Source organism: Pseudomonas sp. FP198 (assembly GCF_030687895.1).
Classification (GTDB): Bacteria; Pseudomonadota; Gammaproteobacteria; order Pseudomonadales; family Pseudomonadaceae; genus Aquipseudomonas.
The window spans coordinates 1,454,926-1,470,818 of record NZ_CP117452.1; the positions used below are offsets into that span (position 1 = coordinate 1,454,926).

Here is a 15,893-nt window from a genome sequence, read left to right on the forward strand (position 1 = left end):
CTTTTACCGGGTCGTCTCCAGTGGGTTACCTTGCGCATCCCATCTGGCCGCTGGCACGCCCAGGTCCTTCCCGGTTTGCTGGTAGCGGATTCGTAGACGGCCCAGGCCCTGTTCCGAAAGCGGGTTGCCACCCAGATCGAAGTCATCGCCAGCCTCGGCCCTCATCTCGAGGATATCGGCGGGCAGGTCGGTGATCAGGTTATTGCTGAGGTCGAGTGTCACCAGCGCGGACATGTTGAAAACGTCTTCCGGCACCCGCCTCAGTTGCGAGTCGGACAGCAATAAGGTTTTCAACCGGCTCATGCGCCAGACCTCTGGCAAAGTACCCAGCGGATTGCCGCTCAAATCCAGGTCTTCCAGCCCGGTCAATCCAGCGAGACGCCTTGCGTCGGCAGGCGTCAGCCGGATCCTGCAATTATGCAGGGCGAGGTCGATCAACTGGGGCCTGTTGAATATCGCTTCGGGCAGTTGCCCCAGGTTGAAGTCGGCCAGGGCCATGGTCTGGAGATTGGGAAAGCATTGGAGCAGGCCATCCACTGCGGTTGTGGCAGGGCCGCCTTGCAGATCGACTGTCCTGATGTGCTCGAACCGCGCATTGAGCCTGGGCATCGCGCCATGGATGTTCCCGGCGAACGCGAACCTGTCGGGATGCTCATCGGGGTCTTGCGAGAGGTCGCGTTGCCAGCAATCCACAAGCTTCTCTTTGAGCGCAGTGCGCCTGAGCTGCTCCTCTGCCAGGGCGGTCGGATCCAACAGGAACACGTCTTGCTGCCATTGTTCGAGGTCAGCGTTGAGCTGAGCCAGTTCGCTTTCCAGCCGTAACAGCTTCCCAGGGACCTCGGCGAGCGTACCCGGCAGGTCGAAAATGAACCGGTTGGCATCCCTGCGGGTAAGTGAAGGATAGAGCGCCTGTACCCGTCGGCTCCATTCATGGGGGGCATCGACGCTCATGTGCCCGACGTTTTCCAGCGCATAGGTTTTCACCCGTTCGAGCGTCGCCTGGGAGAGTGGATTACCGGTGAGATCGATCTTTTTGCTGACCTCACCCGGCAGCTCGAACAGCGCGGGTGGCAGCTCGGTGATGCGGTTGCGTTCGAGCCTGGCGGTGGTCAGGTGCGGGCGTGACTCAAGCCCGGTTGGCACCTGAGCGATACCCGTGTTGCCCAGCTTCAATTGCCGCAGCTCTGCCATCCTGCTCACATCGGGGGGCAGGCCGAGGGGATTTTCGGACAGGTCCAGCACCCGCAACCGGGTCATGGAAGAAAGCGCGGCATGGCTGTTGGCATCCAGGGAAATCCGGCAATCGTTCAGCTTCAGTACCTCCAGATTCGGCAGGCCGGTGATCTGCTCCGGCAGTGTCGGGATCGGTATGCCATCGATATCCAGGTGACGCAGGTTGGGAAAGGCCTGGAGGAATTCGACGAGGCCCTCGGTCGTGCTGTCGCCCGCCAATTGCAAATAGCTCACATGTTGGAAGCGCATCCTGAGCGTCGGCAATCGCCCTGGCATCGGTTCCTCCAGTTCCAATACATGGCTTGGCCTGGCTCGGCCGCCGGGAACCTCATCCAGGTCCGTTTCCCGCCGCAGGCATCGCTTGATCTCTTCAGCCCAGCGCTGACGCTTGAGGCTGGCGGCCTGGTATTCGCTGTTGCTCACCTGCGTCTCGGAGGCCCGTCGCGGTGTTTCGGCCACCCAGCGGGAAAGGTCCGTCTCCAGTGCCGCGTAGGATCGTTGCAGTGCGACCAATATCGAGCGGGCGCCCTCAGGACGGCTTTCCAGCGACCTGACCAGGTTGCGGATCTGCTCGGCGTTGAGACTTGGAAACAGATCTTGCGCCCGCTCCTCCGGCGTCGGTGATGCGCCCGGACCCTCGGCCGACGTGCCAGGCCGATAGCCATCCATGCCGCCGGGCAGGCGCATGGTGCTGCTGTCGTACTGGGGTTTGCGGATCGGGTCGCTGGCCAGCAGTTCGCGCAAGCTGTCGCGGTCCAGCGGGAAGCGGCCGATGGTCTGGCGCAGTCGCTCGCCTTGGCCGATGTGGATGTCCAGCGCGTTGCGTTGCGCATCGGGCAGGGCCTGCAGCACGCCTTGATAGATATCCGTCGGGCCATGCAGCTCGAGACCGGCATCATCAACCGGGGTATAGGCCAGGTCGTCGCCGCGAACCAGAGTCCTGACGATTTTTCCCTGGGGGGCGCCAATGCTGTCCTGCAACGGGCCTTTGAAGGAGTAGGCGCGCATGTCCAGGCGTACGTCCGGGGACCAGTTGGGCAGTCGATCCAGCGAATGCAGGACCAGCCGATCAGTGTCGGCCCCGCCGAGTTCATTCACATACAGGCCTTCATAGGCGCGAACGGTGCGGGTTTCCAGCAGCGTCCAGCGCGCCAGTTCATCGATGCGCGCCGAAAAACGGTTGGCGCCGATGCCCGTGTATTCCTCGACCGTGGCGTTGCGCAGCAGCTCTTCGGCGACGCTGCGAGGCAGGCCCTGATAGCGGTCCATCAGATTTTGTGTCATCGGATCAGCGAGGGCCTGCTTGGTGTCGTAGCGCGACTCGAACATTGACAGCCACTTGTCTTTGGCCAGCTTCGCCATCTGCTTGCGCAACCGGGCGACTCGCGGCCCGAGGCTGGTCGGCGGGAGGCCGGGCTCTTCCTCCAGCAGCGTCTTGATCTCCGGTTCGCTCAAGCCCTGCATGATCGTATCGAGAAGGGCTCCCTGGTTCATCTGCGCTTCGGGGATGTCGATCATGGGCAAGCGCGACGCGGGCGGATAGCTCCATATGACTTCTCCGGCGCCGTTGAGAAAGCGCAGCCCGCGGGTCGATGGCAACAGTCCATAGCTGGTCAACAGTTGAACTTGGGTTTGCGCATCGGCGCGGCGATAGAGCAGCGGATCGTCGCTCCCGATCAGGTCGATGAAGCGTTGCAGGTCCTGGGCGATCTTGAAACGCTCCAGCGTATCGGCCAGCAGCGGTGGCGCTGGTTCGTTGTTGATGTGCAGTTTGCGCAACGCGTCAGGGCGAGTACCGCTGACGGTGAGCATCTGCTGGAGTTGTTCGTCGGAGAATCCGTCAGTCTGTTCACCGAGACGTCGGATGAGCGTGGTGTCGTCCCAGGTCAACGGACGATCCAGTTCCGTTCGCCAGGCGCCGGCACCATTGTAGCTGAGCTGTGGAGCGTAGGCATCCGGGCGTGTCGGGTGCTCGATCTGGTAGATGCCTTCGCCGGCCTCCTGGTTGACGACGAAGCGCTGCGGGTCCAACTTCAGGATTTTTTGACCCAGGTGCTCATGCAGGCCGATCTGATCGGGGGCGCTGCTGCTGACCGGTTCGATTTTCTGGGCATAGGGCGCCAGGTCCGGGTGCCACAAGCGTTGCTGGCCATCGACGCGTGTGACCGGCATCAGGCTGTCGATGAATCTCCAGACTTCCTCTGGTAGTACCTTGCGCAGAATGCTCTCGGCTATCGGCACGCCAACCGCGAAACCGCCTAGCTGGAGCAGGGTTTCCATCACGCTCATCAGATGCTCGAAGGCCTGGCGCTTGAGCCCTTCGGCCCAGTCGAGGATGCCTTCAAACGTATCGTCCAGCAGTTGGTAAGCGGCGTAGCCGAGCATCAAGGCGCCGAGCACTGGTAGAAAGGGGGTGGCGACGAAAGCGACGATATTGACCAGTGCACTGGCGACCTTTGACAAAGCATCCCAGCGTTTCCAGCGAGCGTTGCGATCCGCGCTGGCAGTGGAAACGGCGATGGTTCGCGCATCGTTGAGGATCTTGTCCAGCTTGCGCCGGTAGAGGTACTGCATCAGCTCGCATGGGACCAGCTCTGCGCTGAACTGCAGGTTGGGCTGATCGATCGGGGTTTCTCGCCATGGGGGCCGGGAATCACCGGGAGCCGGTCGGTGCCATTGGATGGAAGCCAGCCGCTGGTTCAGCTCGAAGAAAAACAGCGGGCGCTCCTGATGGCCGACAAAGTGACTGAAAAATTGCTGGTAATTCTTGTCCCGCAGCTTTTGAGTCAATGCCGAGCTGAACAGCGTTGAGGAGGCGTATTCCTTGATCGGGGTGTCGGGATCGTCAGGAATATAGGCCACCAGCGGCACGGGGTGCTGCGCCTGTTCAAAGTCCTGGGCGAACAGCACTATGCCGGTCAGCGCAACATCCATGATTTTCAGGCCATGACTGTACAGTGGCTGGCCGTCGAGCCGCATGCACGACGATCCGTCCAGCAGGCCCAGGACCTGCGAGTGGCTGTGCGCACTGATGTCTTTTTTCATCAGCGCCAGGTGCAGGGCGGCTTTCAGTGCCGCTGCCTGGCTTGCGCTGACCTGGCGCTGCAGTGCGCGAGTTGCGACGGCGTTGCCGATGCCCAACTGTTGCTGGAGATAACGTTGGTACTGGCCGCCGATATCCAGCTTTCGACACGCGTGGATAAACGCCGGGATCGGCATCTGCTGCCGGAGCGACATCAGAGGTTCGAAGTGTCCGGTCTCTTCTTCGTTCGAACCAGGGCTGAGCTCGGCGACGTAGGTCGAGTCTGGTTCGTAGGCATCGGGCCTGGCCTCGTCCGGTTCAAAGTTGTGCAAGGCTGCGCCCAACAGGGAAACCTTCCATATCCGCGCGCCACCGGAGCTGATCGGCAGCCCGGGAATATGCTGTGGGACGTACAGCCACAACAGGGTTTTTTCTACGTCCAGTGTCAAGCCGAACTGGCTTCTGAGGGCGGCTTCGAGCAACGGCCTGGCAAAGGCGTTGATGTCCTGCAAATCTTGCAGCTGGTCCTGGAGCGCATTGCGCGTTTGCCACTGGGCGGCGTTCAGGCGTTTCATCTGCTCGTGCTGGGCGGGCGTCGCGCTCAGCAGCCAGGGGGCCGACAGAGGCTTGGTCTGCTTGAGATCAGTCTGTTGTTGTACGGAGGCCTTGCCTACCCACGGCGGGATGGCATCGAGCACGTGCTGGTAGTGGGATTTGACCGTGGTTACGATGTCGGCTGGGGTGATGGGTGCTTGCATGAGTGTGGCCTTCGAAAGTGAGTGAAGGCGCCAGCAGAACAAAATTCCCCAAGCCAAAGGCACTACATATGTATAGCGCCTTGAATGCATGCAACGCCGCGAGGCGGCATTGATGCGCTGTACAAACTTTCAGAAGCTTCGCGAGCAGGCTCGCTCCCACATTGCCGGGTGCTGGCCTTGTGGGAGGCTCGCTCCCACAGGTTTTGTGCTGAATGTAGAATTTGTAGCAACCTGAATCCCTTGTGGGAGCGAGCCTGCTCGCGATGGGGCTCGTCAAGCCGTCATTGCTGCCTGCCGAGCGCAGGCAAGGGGTTACAGCAGGCGGGCTTGGGTGAGCGCGTCACGGGTCAGCAGGCGCCGGAGCTCCTGACGCCGGTCGGCAAGGGCGCTGTAGGTTCGGTTATAGAGACTGTCCGGCATCTTACCTTCGGTCAGCACATCAGCTTCCGGCACGCTCAACTGACTGGCGAGTTTGCTCAGTGTCTGTTTTTTCACAGGGGCCCGATCTTCCAGGCGGATATTGGACTCGACCCACTCGTGCTGCAGGTCTCGCAGCTGTTCAAGCCGCTCGGCCTGGGCTTCGTAGAGCTCATCGTTGCCTTGAAGCCTGCGGGCATGGGTCTCGCTCAGATAAGTGTCCCAGAACTCGACATCGAGGATCTGATTGACCAGGCCACCGTTACGCTCGCCCTCCTGCACCAGGCTGTAGGCTTTCACTATCTTCTGATCGGTGACGTCTGCCGTGTTGCGATAAACCATGTGCTCCGATACCCAAGGCAGTTCCAGGCTATTGGCCAATCGGGCCTGATAGGCCGTATGCACCTCTACCTCATCCACCGTGCCGGGTACGCCGTCGACTACCTCACTGGTGAACCGCAGGCCCAGGCCGCCCTTTTCCACAGGCAATACACGCTGCGCCACATCGGCGCGGGCGATCTCGTAGAGCTTGGTGAGTCGCGCTTTGCCCTGGGCCAGGCGGATCAGGTTTTTTTCCAGGGTCGGCGCATCGCTGCCTGCCCGAGAGAACTCGCAGAGCATTGTCTCGATACCCATGGCATTGAAGATCTGGGCTCCGGCATCTGCGCAGTTGGTAGGGGCGTTGGCCATTGTGAACAGTTTTTCGCGCAGCGCGGTGTCGTCATAGGCGGCATCGATCATCCGCCAGACCTTCCGGCTAAGCTCGGGGCGGTTTTTTTCATAGGCTTCCTGATCGCCTTCGGTTTCGAAGGCGTCGTCGGTTATTTCCAACCTGGCAATGACTTCGAAAAAACCTTGGGAACCGTGCTCGTTTTCCAAACGATCCCAGTTGTTTTTCTTCGCCTCTAGCTCCTGGCCCCGATAGCCCTCCAGCCAGAAAGCGCTGCCTTCGTCGCCTCGCGGCGGATACGTACGATGAGGATCGAGGCCCCAGGAGCGGCGGTAATCGGCGAGCTTGCTGTCGCTTTGCAAATCGAGCTTCTGCCGGTCCAGCTGAGTCTGGGCCACAATCCAGGCTTCGGGGGACGCGTCGTCGCAGACCGGCACGGTGGTTATCTCGTTGCCCAGCAACCGCAAACCAAAGTGCTCGGGTCTTGGCTGCGAAAACAGCCCCTTGGGCCAGTCGGTGATCTCTGTCCTGTCCAGTATCAGCCCTTCGAGATTCGGCAGGCCGCTGATGTCGGGAGCGAGTCCCAGTGGGTTTCGGCTGAGGTTCACTAAACGCAGCGACGGTAGTTTTTGCAGCCCAGCTGTCGTGGAGGGGTCTATCACGATCCGGTTATGCGAAAGGTCAATGAATCTCAGGGCCGGCAGGCTGTTCAATGCCTCCGGCAGGCGTAGAAGATTGTTGTCGGAGGCCGTCAGGACCCGGAGCTTGGGAAAGTTCGACAGGAAATCGGCGCTGAGTGAAGACAAGTCACAACCATCCAGGCTCAACTTTTTTACATGAATCAGTTTTTTACTCAGCGTGAGGTCTTCGAACCTAACGTTATTGAGCGGTATTCCCTCCAGGCGCAGCGTCGAATCCTCTGGCAGGACAAAACCCTCGGTCCAGATATGCGCTTTTTCACCCCGCAGCCAGGACTCCTTGATCTTAGCGGCAATTTTGCGTTGTGCCGCGCGGATATTGCGGGCATTGATGTGGCGTGGCTGAGTGGACGCCCACCGGTCCAGCTCATCGAAAAGCTCCTGCTTTTCGTTTTCCAGTTCGGCGAGTTTTTGCACTTGCTCATCGGAGTCGAGCCGGCTGAGCATATCGGCGATCTGCCCCTCATCCCTGGTCGGATAGATTTTTTTCAGCCGTTCAGTCAACGGGTTCTCTTCAGCGGGCACGGCTTCGGTCGCAGGCCTGAGTCGGCTATAGAGCGGGCCACGCAGCAAGGTTTCGGTCTCGCGGGAGACGGAGCTGCCAGCGGCTGGAAAGTCCAGCGCGGTGCGTATCTGGTCAGTGTTCTGGTATTGGTCGATCAGCCACTGTTTGAATTTCTCGCCTTGCTTGAAGCGCGAGGTCAATTTACCGAGGTTTTTCGGCGGCAAAGCGTTGAGCAATGCGCTGTGGAAGCGCTTGGCCGGGTGCAGCAACTGGTTGTCCGCGTCGCGCACCTCATATTTGCCCGGCTCTGTACGGACCAGTACCCGCTTGAGCGTAGCGCGCGACGGCTGATGGTTGGCGCGCAATGTGCCATCCAATACCTTGTCCCGGACTTCAATGTGTACATCGCTGATCGCGTCGGAAAAGGCCGAGAGTGTGCTGAGCGTCAGCTTTTCCCCCTCAGGCGTCAGCAGGTCGTCTTCAAGAAGGCCTTCCTTGGCGCGGGTTATTCGGGTTTGTACGTGCATTTCCTCGGCCAGGTTCCGCAGTCGCAGGGGAGCTCTGTGCTGCTCGGTCATGATCGCCGTTTCCGCAGGTGTGGCCGTGTCGAGCAGTGTGCGGGTCACTGGGGCAGGCAGGTCTGCAACGGTGCTGTCGATCAAGGCAGTCCCTGGCGTCGGCCTGGGTTTCTGTTCGCGGTATTCCTGCTCGAAAATCTCACCTTTGCGGCTCGCGGCGCGGTCGGCCAGTTTTTCGTTCAGTCGCTGTGGGGCTTGTTCTTTCGGGGTCTGCGATCCGATCAACTCGCCGAGTTGTTGCTCATCGAGACCTTCGGCGATAAGCGGAGCAAGTTTGCCGCCGTTCAGATCCGCCAGGGAAATCCTGAAGGTGTCGGCGGATGGGACGGAGTTGCCGTGGTGATGAGGCGTGCCGGTCAGCGTGGCGTCGGCAAATACCTCCAGGGCTTTGTCGCTGGGCCAGCCATCCAGTTCGGTTACCAAGGGTTCAAACCAGCCGCCTCGGGTGTCCAGCGCTTCGCCGGCACGGATGTGGCCGATATTCTTTTCGACTGTCTGGTAGGTTTTGAAACGCGCGAGGGTGTCGTCCAGCAGGGGTGGCATGGCTTCGCTTTGCAGATGGACCCTGCGCAGAACGCCTTCGTCGGTGCCGCTGATGATGCGCAGCTGTTGCAGTTCTGCGTCGCTGAACCCATCCGTCGCGTGGCCCAGGCGCCGCATCAGGGTGGTACTTTCCCAAGCTTGCGGTTGTTCCCCCTCCATCAACCAGGCACCTTGGCCGTTATGCTCCATTCGCGGGCTGTAGGCGTCGGTCCGGGTAGGGTGAGCCAGGCTATAGCGTTCGGTTTCGGCGGTTTTACTCAAGACCAGGGTGTGCTGCAGACGATCACTTTCGGCCAGCTTCAGCAACGTCTGGTTGTTATGTTCGTGCAGGCCAAGCGTGTTGGGTTTCGAGGTGGGCGGTACTTCGATCGGGTGTGCATAAGGCGTCGGGTCAGGGTTCCACAGGCGAGTATTACCATCGGTGGAAACCACCGGTTTGAGGCTCCTGACAAATGGCGAAGGTAGGGAAAGATCCTCGTACAAACTCCCGACAATCTTGCCCCCTACTGCGAAACCGGCCGCCTGGAGTACGGTTTCGACAATCGCGAACAAATGTTCAAAGGCCTCTATCGACTTACCCTCCACCCAGTCGCGTACACCTTCGTAAGCGTCTTCGAGTAGCTGATAGGCCATCTGCAGCATCATCAACTCGCCGACGATCGGCACAAAGGGCGCGATGACAAATAGCGCGGCGTTGAACAGGGCCAGGCCGATACTCTTTAACCGCTCCCAGCGATCATGGCGGGTCTTGCGGTCTTCGCTGTCGGTGGACACGGCAATGACTTTCGCATCATTGAAAATCTTGCTCAGTTGCCTGGCGTAGAGCTCTTCCAGGACGCTCCCGGATATTTTCGAGGTCGAGTAGTCCAGGCTTGGGTTCGCAATCGGCCGCAGCTCTTCGACGGTTCCAAATACCGCCGGCGCAAAGTCAGGGGCATTGGGGCGATCCTCGATGACATGGAAGAATTTGCGTTTGAGGGCCCAGTGGAAACTGCCGAGTTGATCGTGCTCGATAAACCGGCTGAAGAACTGTTTGTAGCTGTCGCTGCGCAGTTGCTCGGTGAGGTGCGTCATGAACGCTGCCATCGACGGGTATTCCTTGAGGGGGGACACCGGGTCGTGGGGTATGTAGACGACAACGGGGGCGGTGGCCGACCATTCATTGCCGGGCGAGAAGAGCAGGGGACCGGTCAATGGCGTCGAGAGCAACGTCAGGTCGTATGTCTGCCAGGTGTTATCCCGGCCCGCGATAAAGGCCAGCAGTGACTGCAGCCTGCCGGGTTGAATGGCGAGGGTCATGCTGGCGTGATGCAGGGCGGCTTTCAGGTCTGCCCGCTGGCTGTCGATGATCCTGGTTTTGAGTCGCAGTTGTTTGCCTCGGTCATCGAGGCCCAGTTCCTCACGGAGATGGGTGTTGTAGCGCCGGCCGATATCCAGCTCCCGGCAAAATTTGACGAACTGATCGACCGCAAGCTTGCCGTTGACCTCGGCGAGTATCCTGAACCGGCCGTTGGCGTCAGGGCGGGTAATGAAGCCGGATTCAGGGAGATGTGCATCGGGTTCGCCTTCGAAAGCCTCGAAGTTATGCAGCGCCGCGTCCAGTAGCGATACGCTCCACACCTTCGTGCCATCCGTAGGCAGGCCAATGATTGTGGTCGGGATATACAAGTGGATGAATGTTTCCTTGACATCCAGGTCGAGTCTGAAGCGCTGCTTGAGATGTTTTTTCAGCAGCGGTTCAGCAAACGCATGGACATCCAGTAACCGCTCCAGCTCTTTTTCGACGTCGCTACGTTTTGTCCAGCTGTCCGTCTGGGTGTTTCTCAGTTCCTTGTGTTGGGCCGCCGTGGCCTTCTTGAACCAGTCGGGCAGCACCGGCCGGACTGTTTTCAGTTGTTCGAGTTGCTTGAGCGGACGCTTGGCTATCCATCCCGGCAGCGCGTTTGCTATGAGCGCCTGGTGATCGAGTTTGCGCTTTGGAAGCACGATGGTAACGGGGGTGTTCATGGTTGATTCCGTATAGGTTGATGGTGACCGATACCCGTGGGACCGGCATGCCAGCAAACCTGATTTGCGCAACGCAAAGGCACTACATATGTATGGCATGGGCGATGCCGGCTGATGCTTGAAGCAAATGTCGATGCCGTCGCCTCAAATCCTGCGCCAACGTTTAAACTGCGCCTTTGCGATGCTATTTGTCGCATTGCCGTAAACCCGCGCAAATCGTGGGTTGGCGCTATAAGAAGTTGTCGCTTGGCGGCAAGGCCGGGCTGAAAACTGTCCTTACAATCCTCACCAAGCTCGCCAGTTCCAGGCGGGTGTTCCTCTTCAGGAGACTCCGATGTCCGTTGAGCAAGCCGCGGTCCAACGCGCCGATTTCGACCAGGTAATGGTTCCCAACTATGCACCTGCTGCCTTTATCCCTGTGCGTGGTGCCGGTTCCCGCGTGTGGGACCAGTCCGGTCGCGAGTTGATCGACTTTGCTGGCGGTATCGCAGTCAACGTACTGGGCCATGCCCACCCGGCCCTGGTCGGAGCCCTGACCGAGCAGGCTAACAAGCTGTGGCATGTGTCGAACGTATTCACCAACGAGCCGGCCTTGCGCCTGGCCCACAAGCTGGTCGACGCGACCTTTGCCGAGCGCGCGTTCTTCTGCAACTCCGGCGCCGAAGCCAACGAAGCCGCCTTCAAGCTGGCCCGGCGCGTCGGCTTTGATCGGTTCGGCAGCGAAAAATACGAAATCATCGCCGCGCTCAACAGCTTCCACGGACGCACCCTGTTCACCGTCAACGTTGGCGGGCAGTCGAAGTACTCCGACGGTTTCGGTCCTAAAATCACCGGCATCACCCACGTTCCTTATAACGACCTTGCGGCTTTGCAAGCAGCGGTCTCGGACAAGACCTGCGCCGTGGTGCTGGAGCCGATCCAGGGCGAGGGCGGCGTGTTGCCGGGCGATCTGGCTTATCTGCAAGGCGCCCGCGAGCTGTGCGATGCACACAATGCGCTGCTGGTATTTGACGAAGTGCAGACCGGCATGGGCCGCAGTGGCGAATTGTTCGCCTACATGCACTACGGCGTGGTTCCGGACATCCTCACCAGCGCCAAGAGCCTGGGCGGTGGTTTCCCGATCGCGGCGATGCTCACCACCGAAGCGCTGGCCAAGCACCTGGTGGTCGGCACCCACGGCACCACCTATGGCGGTAACCCGCTGGCCTGCGCGGTGGCCGAAGCGGTGATCGACGTGGTCAATACGCCTGAAGTGCTCGGTGGCGTCAAAGCCAAGCATCAGAAATTCAAGGCGCGCCTGGAGCAGATCGGCGAGAAATACGGCCTGTTTACCCAAGTGCGCGGTCTGGGCCTGTTGATCGGCTGCGTGCTGAACGACGCCTGGAAGGGCAAGGCCAAGGACATCTTCAACGCCGCCGAGCAGGAAGGCCTGATGATTCTGCAAGCCGGCCCGGACGTGATTCGTTTCGCCCCGAGCCTGGTGGTGGAAGACGCCGACATCGACGCCGGCCTGGACCGCTTCGAGCGGGCTGCGGCGAAGCTGACGCAAGCCTGAGGCCGAGCCTGACCCCTGTGGGAGCGAGCTTGCTCGCGATGGCGTCGGATGAGCCAACATCAATGTTGACTGACACACCGCTATCGCGAGCAAGCTCGCTCCCACAGGGTGCTTGTTGCGGCTGAAAAATCGAAGACCCCCGCGGATGTAACGCGGGTCAGGGTGTTCGTTTGGTTTTCTCTGTGTATCGATCCGATGGTCGAACCGTTTATTTCAAGTTAAGGAGTGACACCATGCTGGTGATGCGCCCCGCGCAAATGACTGACCTGGGCGAGGTACAGCGTCTGGCTGCGGACAGTCCGATCGGTGTCACTTCCTTGCCGGACGACGTGGAACGCCTGAGCGACAAGATCGCCGCAAGCGAAGCCTCGTTCGCCGCCGAAGTCAGTTTCAACGGCGAGGAAAGCTATTTCTTCGTCCTCGAAGACACCACCACCGGCAAGCTGGTGGGCTGTTCGGCCATCGTCGCGTCGGCGGGCTATTCCGAGCCGTTCTACAGCTTTCGCAACGAGACGTTCGTCCATGCCTCCCGCGAGCTGAAGATCCACAACAAGATTCACGTCCTGTCCCAGTGCCACGACCTGACCGGCAACAGCCTGTTGACCAGTTTCTACGTGGTCCCGGAACTGGTCGGCTCGCCGTGGGCGGAGCTCAACTCCCGCGGACGCCTGCTGTTCGTCGCCAGCCACCCGGAGCGCTTCGCCGATTCGGTGGTGACCGAGATCGTCGGCTACAGCGACGAGAACGGTGATTCGCCGTTCTGGGATGCCATCGGTCGCAACTTCTTCGACCTCAACTACGCCGCCGCCGAGCGCCTGTGCGGGCTGAAAAGCCGTACCTTCCTCGCCGAGCTGATGCCGCATTACCCGATCTACGTGCCGCTGTTGCCGGACGCCGCCCAGGAAGCCATGGGCCAGGTCCACCCGCGTGCACAGATCACCTTCGACATCCTGATGCGCGAAGGTTTCGAGACCGATCACTACATCGACATCTTCGACGGCGGTCCGACCTTGCACGCGCGTGTCTCGGGGATCCGCTCGATCGCCCAGAGCCGCGTGGTGCCGGTGAAGATCGGTGAAACGGTCAAGGGCGTCGGCCGCCAGTACCTGGTGGCCAATGCCCAACTGCAGGATTACCGCGCCGTGCTGCTCGAACTCGATTACGCGCCGGGCAAGCCCGTGACACTGGATATGGAAGCGGCCGAAGCCCTCGGCGTCGGCGAGGGTGCCAGCGTGCGCCTGGTAGCCGTATAACGCTTTACAGACGAGTTTTTCGCGGGTGGCTGGAGCGGCCCGTTTGAGGAGATAGCATGATCGTTCGTCCCGTACGCAGCAGCGATTTACCCGCTCTGATCGCCCTGGCCCGCAGCACCGGCACCGGCCTGACCACCCTGCCGGCCAACGAAGAGCGCCTGGCGCATCGGGTCGGCTGGGCCGAGAAGACTTTTCGCGGCGAAGCCGGGCGCGGCGATGCGGACTACCTGTTCGTGCTTGAGGACGACGACGGTCGCGTGGTGGGCATTTCCGCCATCGCCGGTGCCGTGGGGCTGCGCGAGCCCTGGTACAACTTCCGGGTCGGCCTGACGGTCAGCGCTTCCCAGGAGTTGAACATCTATCGGGAAATCCCGACGCTGTTTCTGGCCAACGACCTGACTGGCAATTCCGAGCTGTGCTCGCTTTTTCTTCACGCCGACTACCGCAACGGCCTCAACGGCCGCATGCTGGCCAAGGCGCGGCTGCTGTTCATCGCTGAATTCACCCAGCTGTTCGGCAACAAGATCATCGCCGAGATGCGCGGCATGTCCGACGAAAACGGCCGTTCGCCGTTCTGGGAAAGCCTCGGCCGGCACTTCTTCAAGATGGAATTCAGCCAGGCCGATTACCTGACCGGCGTGGGCAACAAGGCTTTCATTGCCGAATTGATGCCCAAGTTCCCGCTGTACACCTGCTTCCTGTCCGAGGATGCCCGGGCCGTGATCGGCCAGGTTCATCCCGACACCGAACCGGCGCTGTCGATGCTCAAGAGCGAAGGCTTCAGTTATCAGGGCTACGTCGACATCTTCGACGCCGGCCCCGCCGTCGAATGCGAGACCGGCAAGATCCGCGCGATTCGCGACAGTCAGGCGCTGGTGTTGGCCATCGGCACGCCGGGCGATGACGCCACGCCATTCCTCATTCATAACCGCAAGTGCCAGGACTGCCGCATCACCGCGGCGCCTGCGCGCTTCGCCGCGGGCACCCTGGTGGTCGACCCGCTGACCGCCAAACGTCTTCAACTCAACGCCGGCGACCAGGTGCGTGCCGTGGCGTTGTCCGCCGCTCGGGAGACCAAATAATGAAATCGTTGTACATCGCGGGAAGCTGGCTGGAAGGCCAGGGCGACGTCTTTGAGTCGTTGAACCCGGTCACCCAGCAAGTGCTGTGGACGGGCAAGGGCGCCACGGCGGCGCAGGTCGAGTCGGCCGTGCAGGCCGCACGCCAGGCGTTTGCGGAGTGGGCGGGGCGCTCGCTGGATGAACGCATCCAGGTGCTCGAAGCCTTCGCCGGCACCTTGAAGACGCACGCTGACGAACTGGCTCGCTGCATCGGTGAGGAAACCGGCAAGCCGCTGTGGGAAGCCGCCACCGAAGTCACCAGCATGATCAACAAGGTGGCGATTTCGGTACAGAGCTACCGCGAGCGCACCGGCGAAAAGAGCGGCCCACTGGGCGACGCCACCGCCGTGCTGCGGCACAAACCTCACGGTGTGGTGGCGGTATTCGGCCCCTACAACTTCCCCGGCCATTTGCCCAACGGGCACATCGTGCCGGCGCTGCTGGCGGGCAACTGCGTGTTGTTCAAGCCGAGCGAGCTGACCCCGAAAGTCGCCGAGCTGACGGTCCGGTGCTGGGTCGAGGCCGGCCTGCCGGCGGGCGTGCTGAACCTGCTGCAGGGCGCGCGGGAAACCGGTATCGCCCTGGCGGCGGATCCGGGCATCGACGGGCTGTTCTTCACTGGCTCCAGTCGCACCGGCAACCTGCTGCATCAGCAATTCTCCGGTCGTCCGGACAAGATCCTCGCGCTGGAAATGGGCGGCAACAACCCACTGGTGGTGGATGAAGTGGCCGACGTCGATGCGGCGGTCTATACGATCATCCAGTCGGCGTTCATTTCCGCCGGCCAGCGTTGCACCTGCGCACGCCGTCTGTTGGTGCCGGAAGGTGCCTGGGGCGATGCCTTGCTGGCGCGCCTGGTGCAGGTCAGCTCGACGATCGAAGTCGGCGCCTTTGACCAGCAACCGGCACCGTTCATGGGCTCGGTGGTTTCCTTAGGCGCGGCGAAGGCGCTGATGGATGCGCAAAATCATTTGCTGGGCAAGGGCGCGGTGCCACTGCTCGCCATGACCCAGCCGCAGCCCCAGGCCGCATTGCTGACCCCTGGGATCCTCGACGTGACCGCCGTGGCCGAGCGCCCCGACGAAGAGTTGTTCGGGCCGCTGCTGCAGGTGATCCGCTACAAGGATTTTGCCGCCGCGATCAGCGAAGCCAACAATACCCAATATGGCCTGGCCGCCGGTTTGCTCTCGGATTCGCAAGAACGTTACGACCAGTTCTGGTTGCAAAGCCGTGCCGGCATCGTCAACTGGAACAAACAGCTGACCGGCGCCGCCAGCAGTGCGCCGTTCGGCGGCATCGGCGCCTCGGGCAACCACCGCGCCAGTGCTTATTACGCGGCGGATTACTGCGCGTATCCGGTGGCGTCGCTGGAGACGCCAAGCCTGGTGATGCCGGCCAGCCTGACGCCTGGCGTGCGAATGGCGTAGCCCCCTTCGCGAGCAGGCTCGCTCCCACAGGGATTTACACAGTCCTTGTGGGAGCGAGCCTGCTCCGGGCGGCGATCCGACGAAGGCCGCGCTGCGGTTGTAATTG

Annotated in this window: 6 protein-coding genes; 4 read left to right on the forward strand and 2 right to left on the reverse strand. The window is 61.1% G+C overall.

Annotated features, from left to right (window positions below):
- Nucleotides 1-3: 3 nt before the first annotated feature.
- Together PSH78_RS06865 and PSH78_RS06870 are read right to left on the reverse strand one after the other, a co-directional pair.
- A complete protein-coding gene (locus PSH78_RS06865) occupies nucleotides 4-5,013 on the reverse strand; it encodes a leucine-rich repeat domain-containing protein (RefSeq protein WP_305499334.1) in 5,010 nt (1,669 codons plus the stop codon).
- Between the two features lie 312 nt (nucleotides 5,014-5,325).
- Nucleotides 5,326-10,431, reverse strand: a complete 5,106-nt coding sequence (locus PSH78_RS06870; RefSeq protein ID WP_305499335.1) for a dermonecrotic toxin domain-containing protein — start codon at nucleotides 10,429-10,431, stop codon at nucleotides 5,326-5,328.
- Between the two features lie 334 nt (nucleotides 10,432-10,765).
- On the opposite strand from PSH78_RS06870, the gene PSH78_RS06875 reads away from it, so the two are divergent.
- The 4 genes from PSH78_RS06875 (at nucleotide 10,766) to astD (ending at nucleotide 15,787) form a co-directional block, all read left to right on the forward strand.
- Nucleotides 10,766-11,986: an aspartate aminotransferase family protein gene (locus PSH78_RS06875; protein ID WP_305499337.1), complete on the forward strand. Its 1,221-nt coding sequence runs from the start codon at nucleotides 10,766-10,768 to the stop codon at nucleotides 11,984-11,986.
- Nucleotides 11,987-12,219: 233 nt separating this feature from the next.
- Nucleotides 12,220-13,239, forward strand: a complete 1,020-nt coding sequence (gene aruF / locus PSH78_RS06885; protein ID WP_305499339.1) for an arginine/ornithine succinyltransferase subunit alpha — start codon at nucleotides 12,220-12,222, stop codon at nucleotides 13,237-13,239.
- Between the two features lie 56 nt (nucleotides 13,240-13,295).
- Nucleotides 13,296-14,321: an arginine N-succinyltransferase gene (gene astA / locus PSH78_RS06890; protein ID WP_305499341.1), complete on the forward strand. Its 1,026-nt coding sequence runs from the start codon at nucleotides 13,296-13,298 to the stop codon at nucleotides 14,319-14,321.
- The gene (gene astD / locus PSH78_RS06895; RefSeq protein WP_305501194.1) at nucleotides 14,318-15,787 is read left to right on the forward strand and encodes a succinylglutamate-semialdehyde dehydrogenase; all 1,470 of its coding nucleotides are present in this window, start codon (nucleotides 14,318-14,320) and stop codon (nucleotides 15,785-15,787) included. The genes astA and astD overlap by 4 nt, the downstream gene beginning before the upstream one ends.
- Nucleotides 15,788-15,893 lie beyond the last annotated feature (106 nt).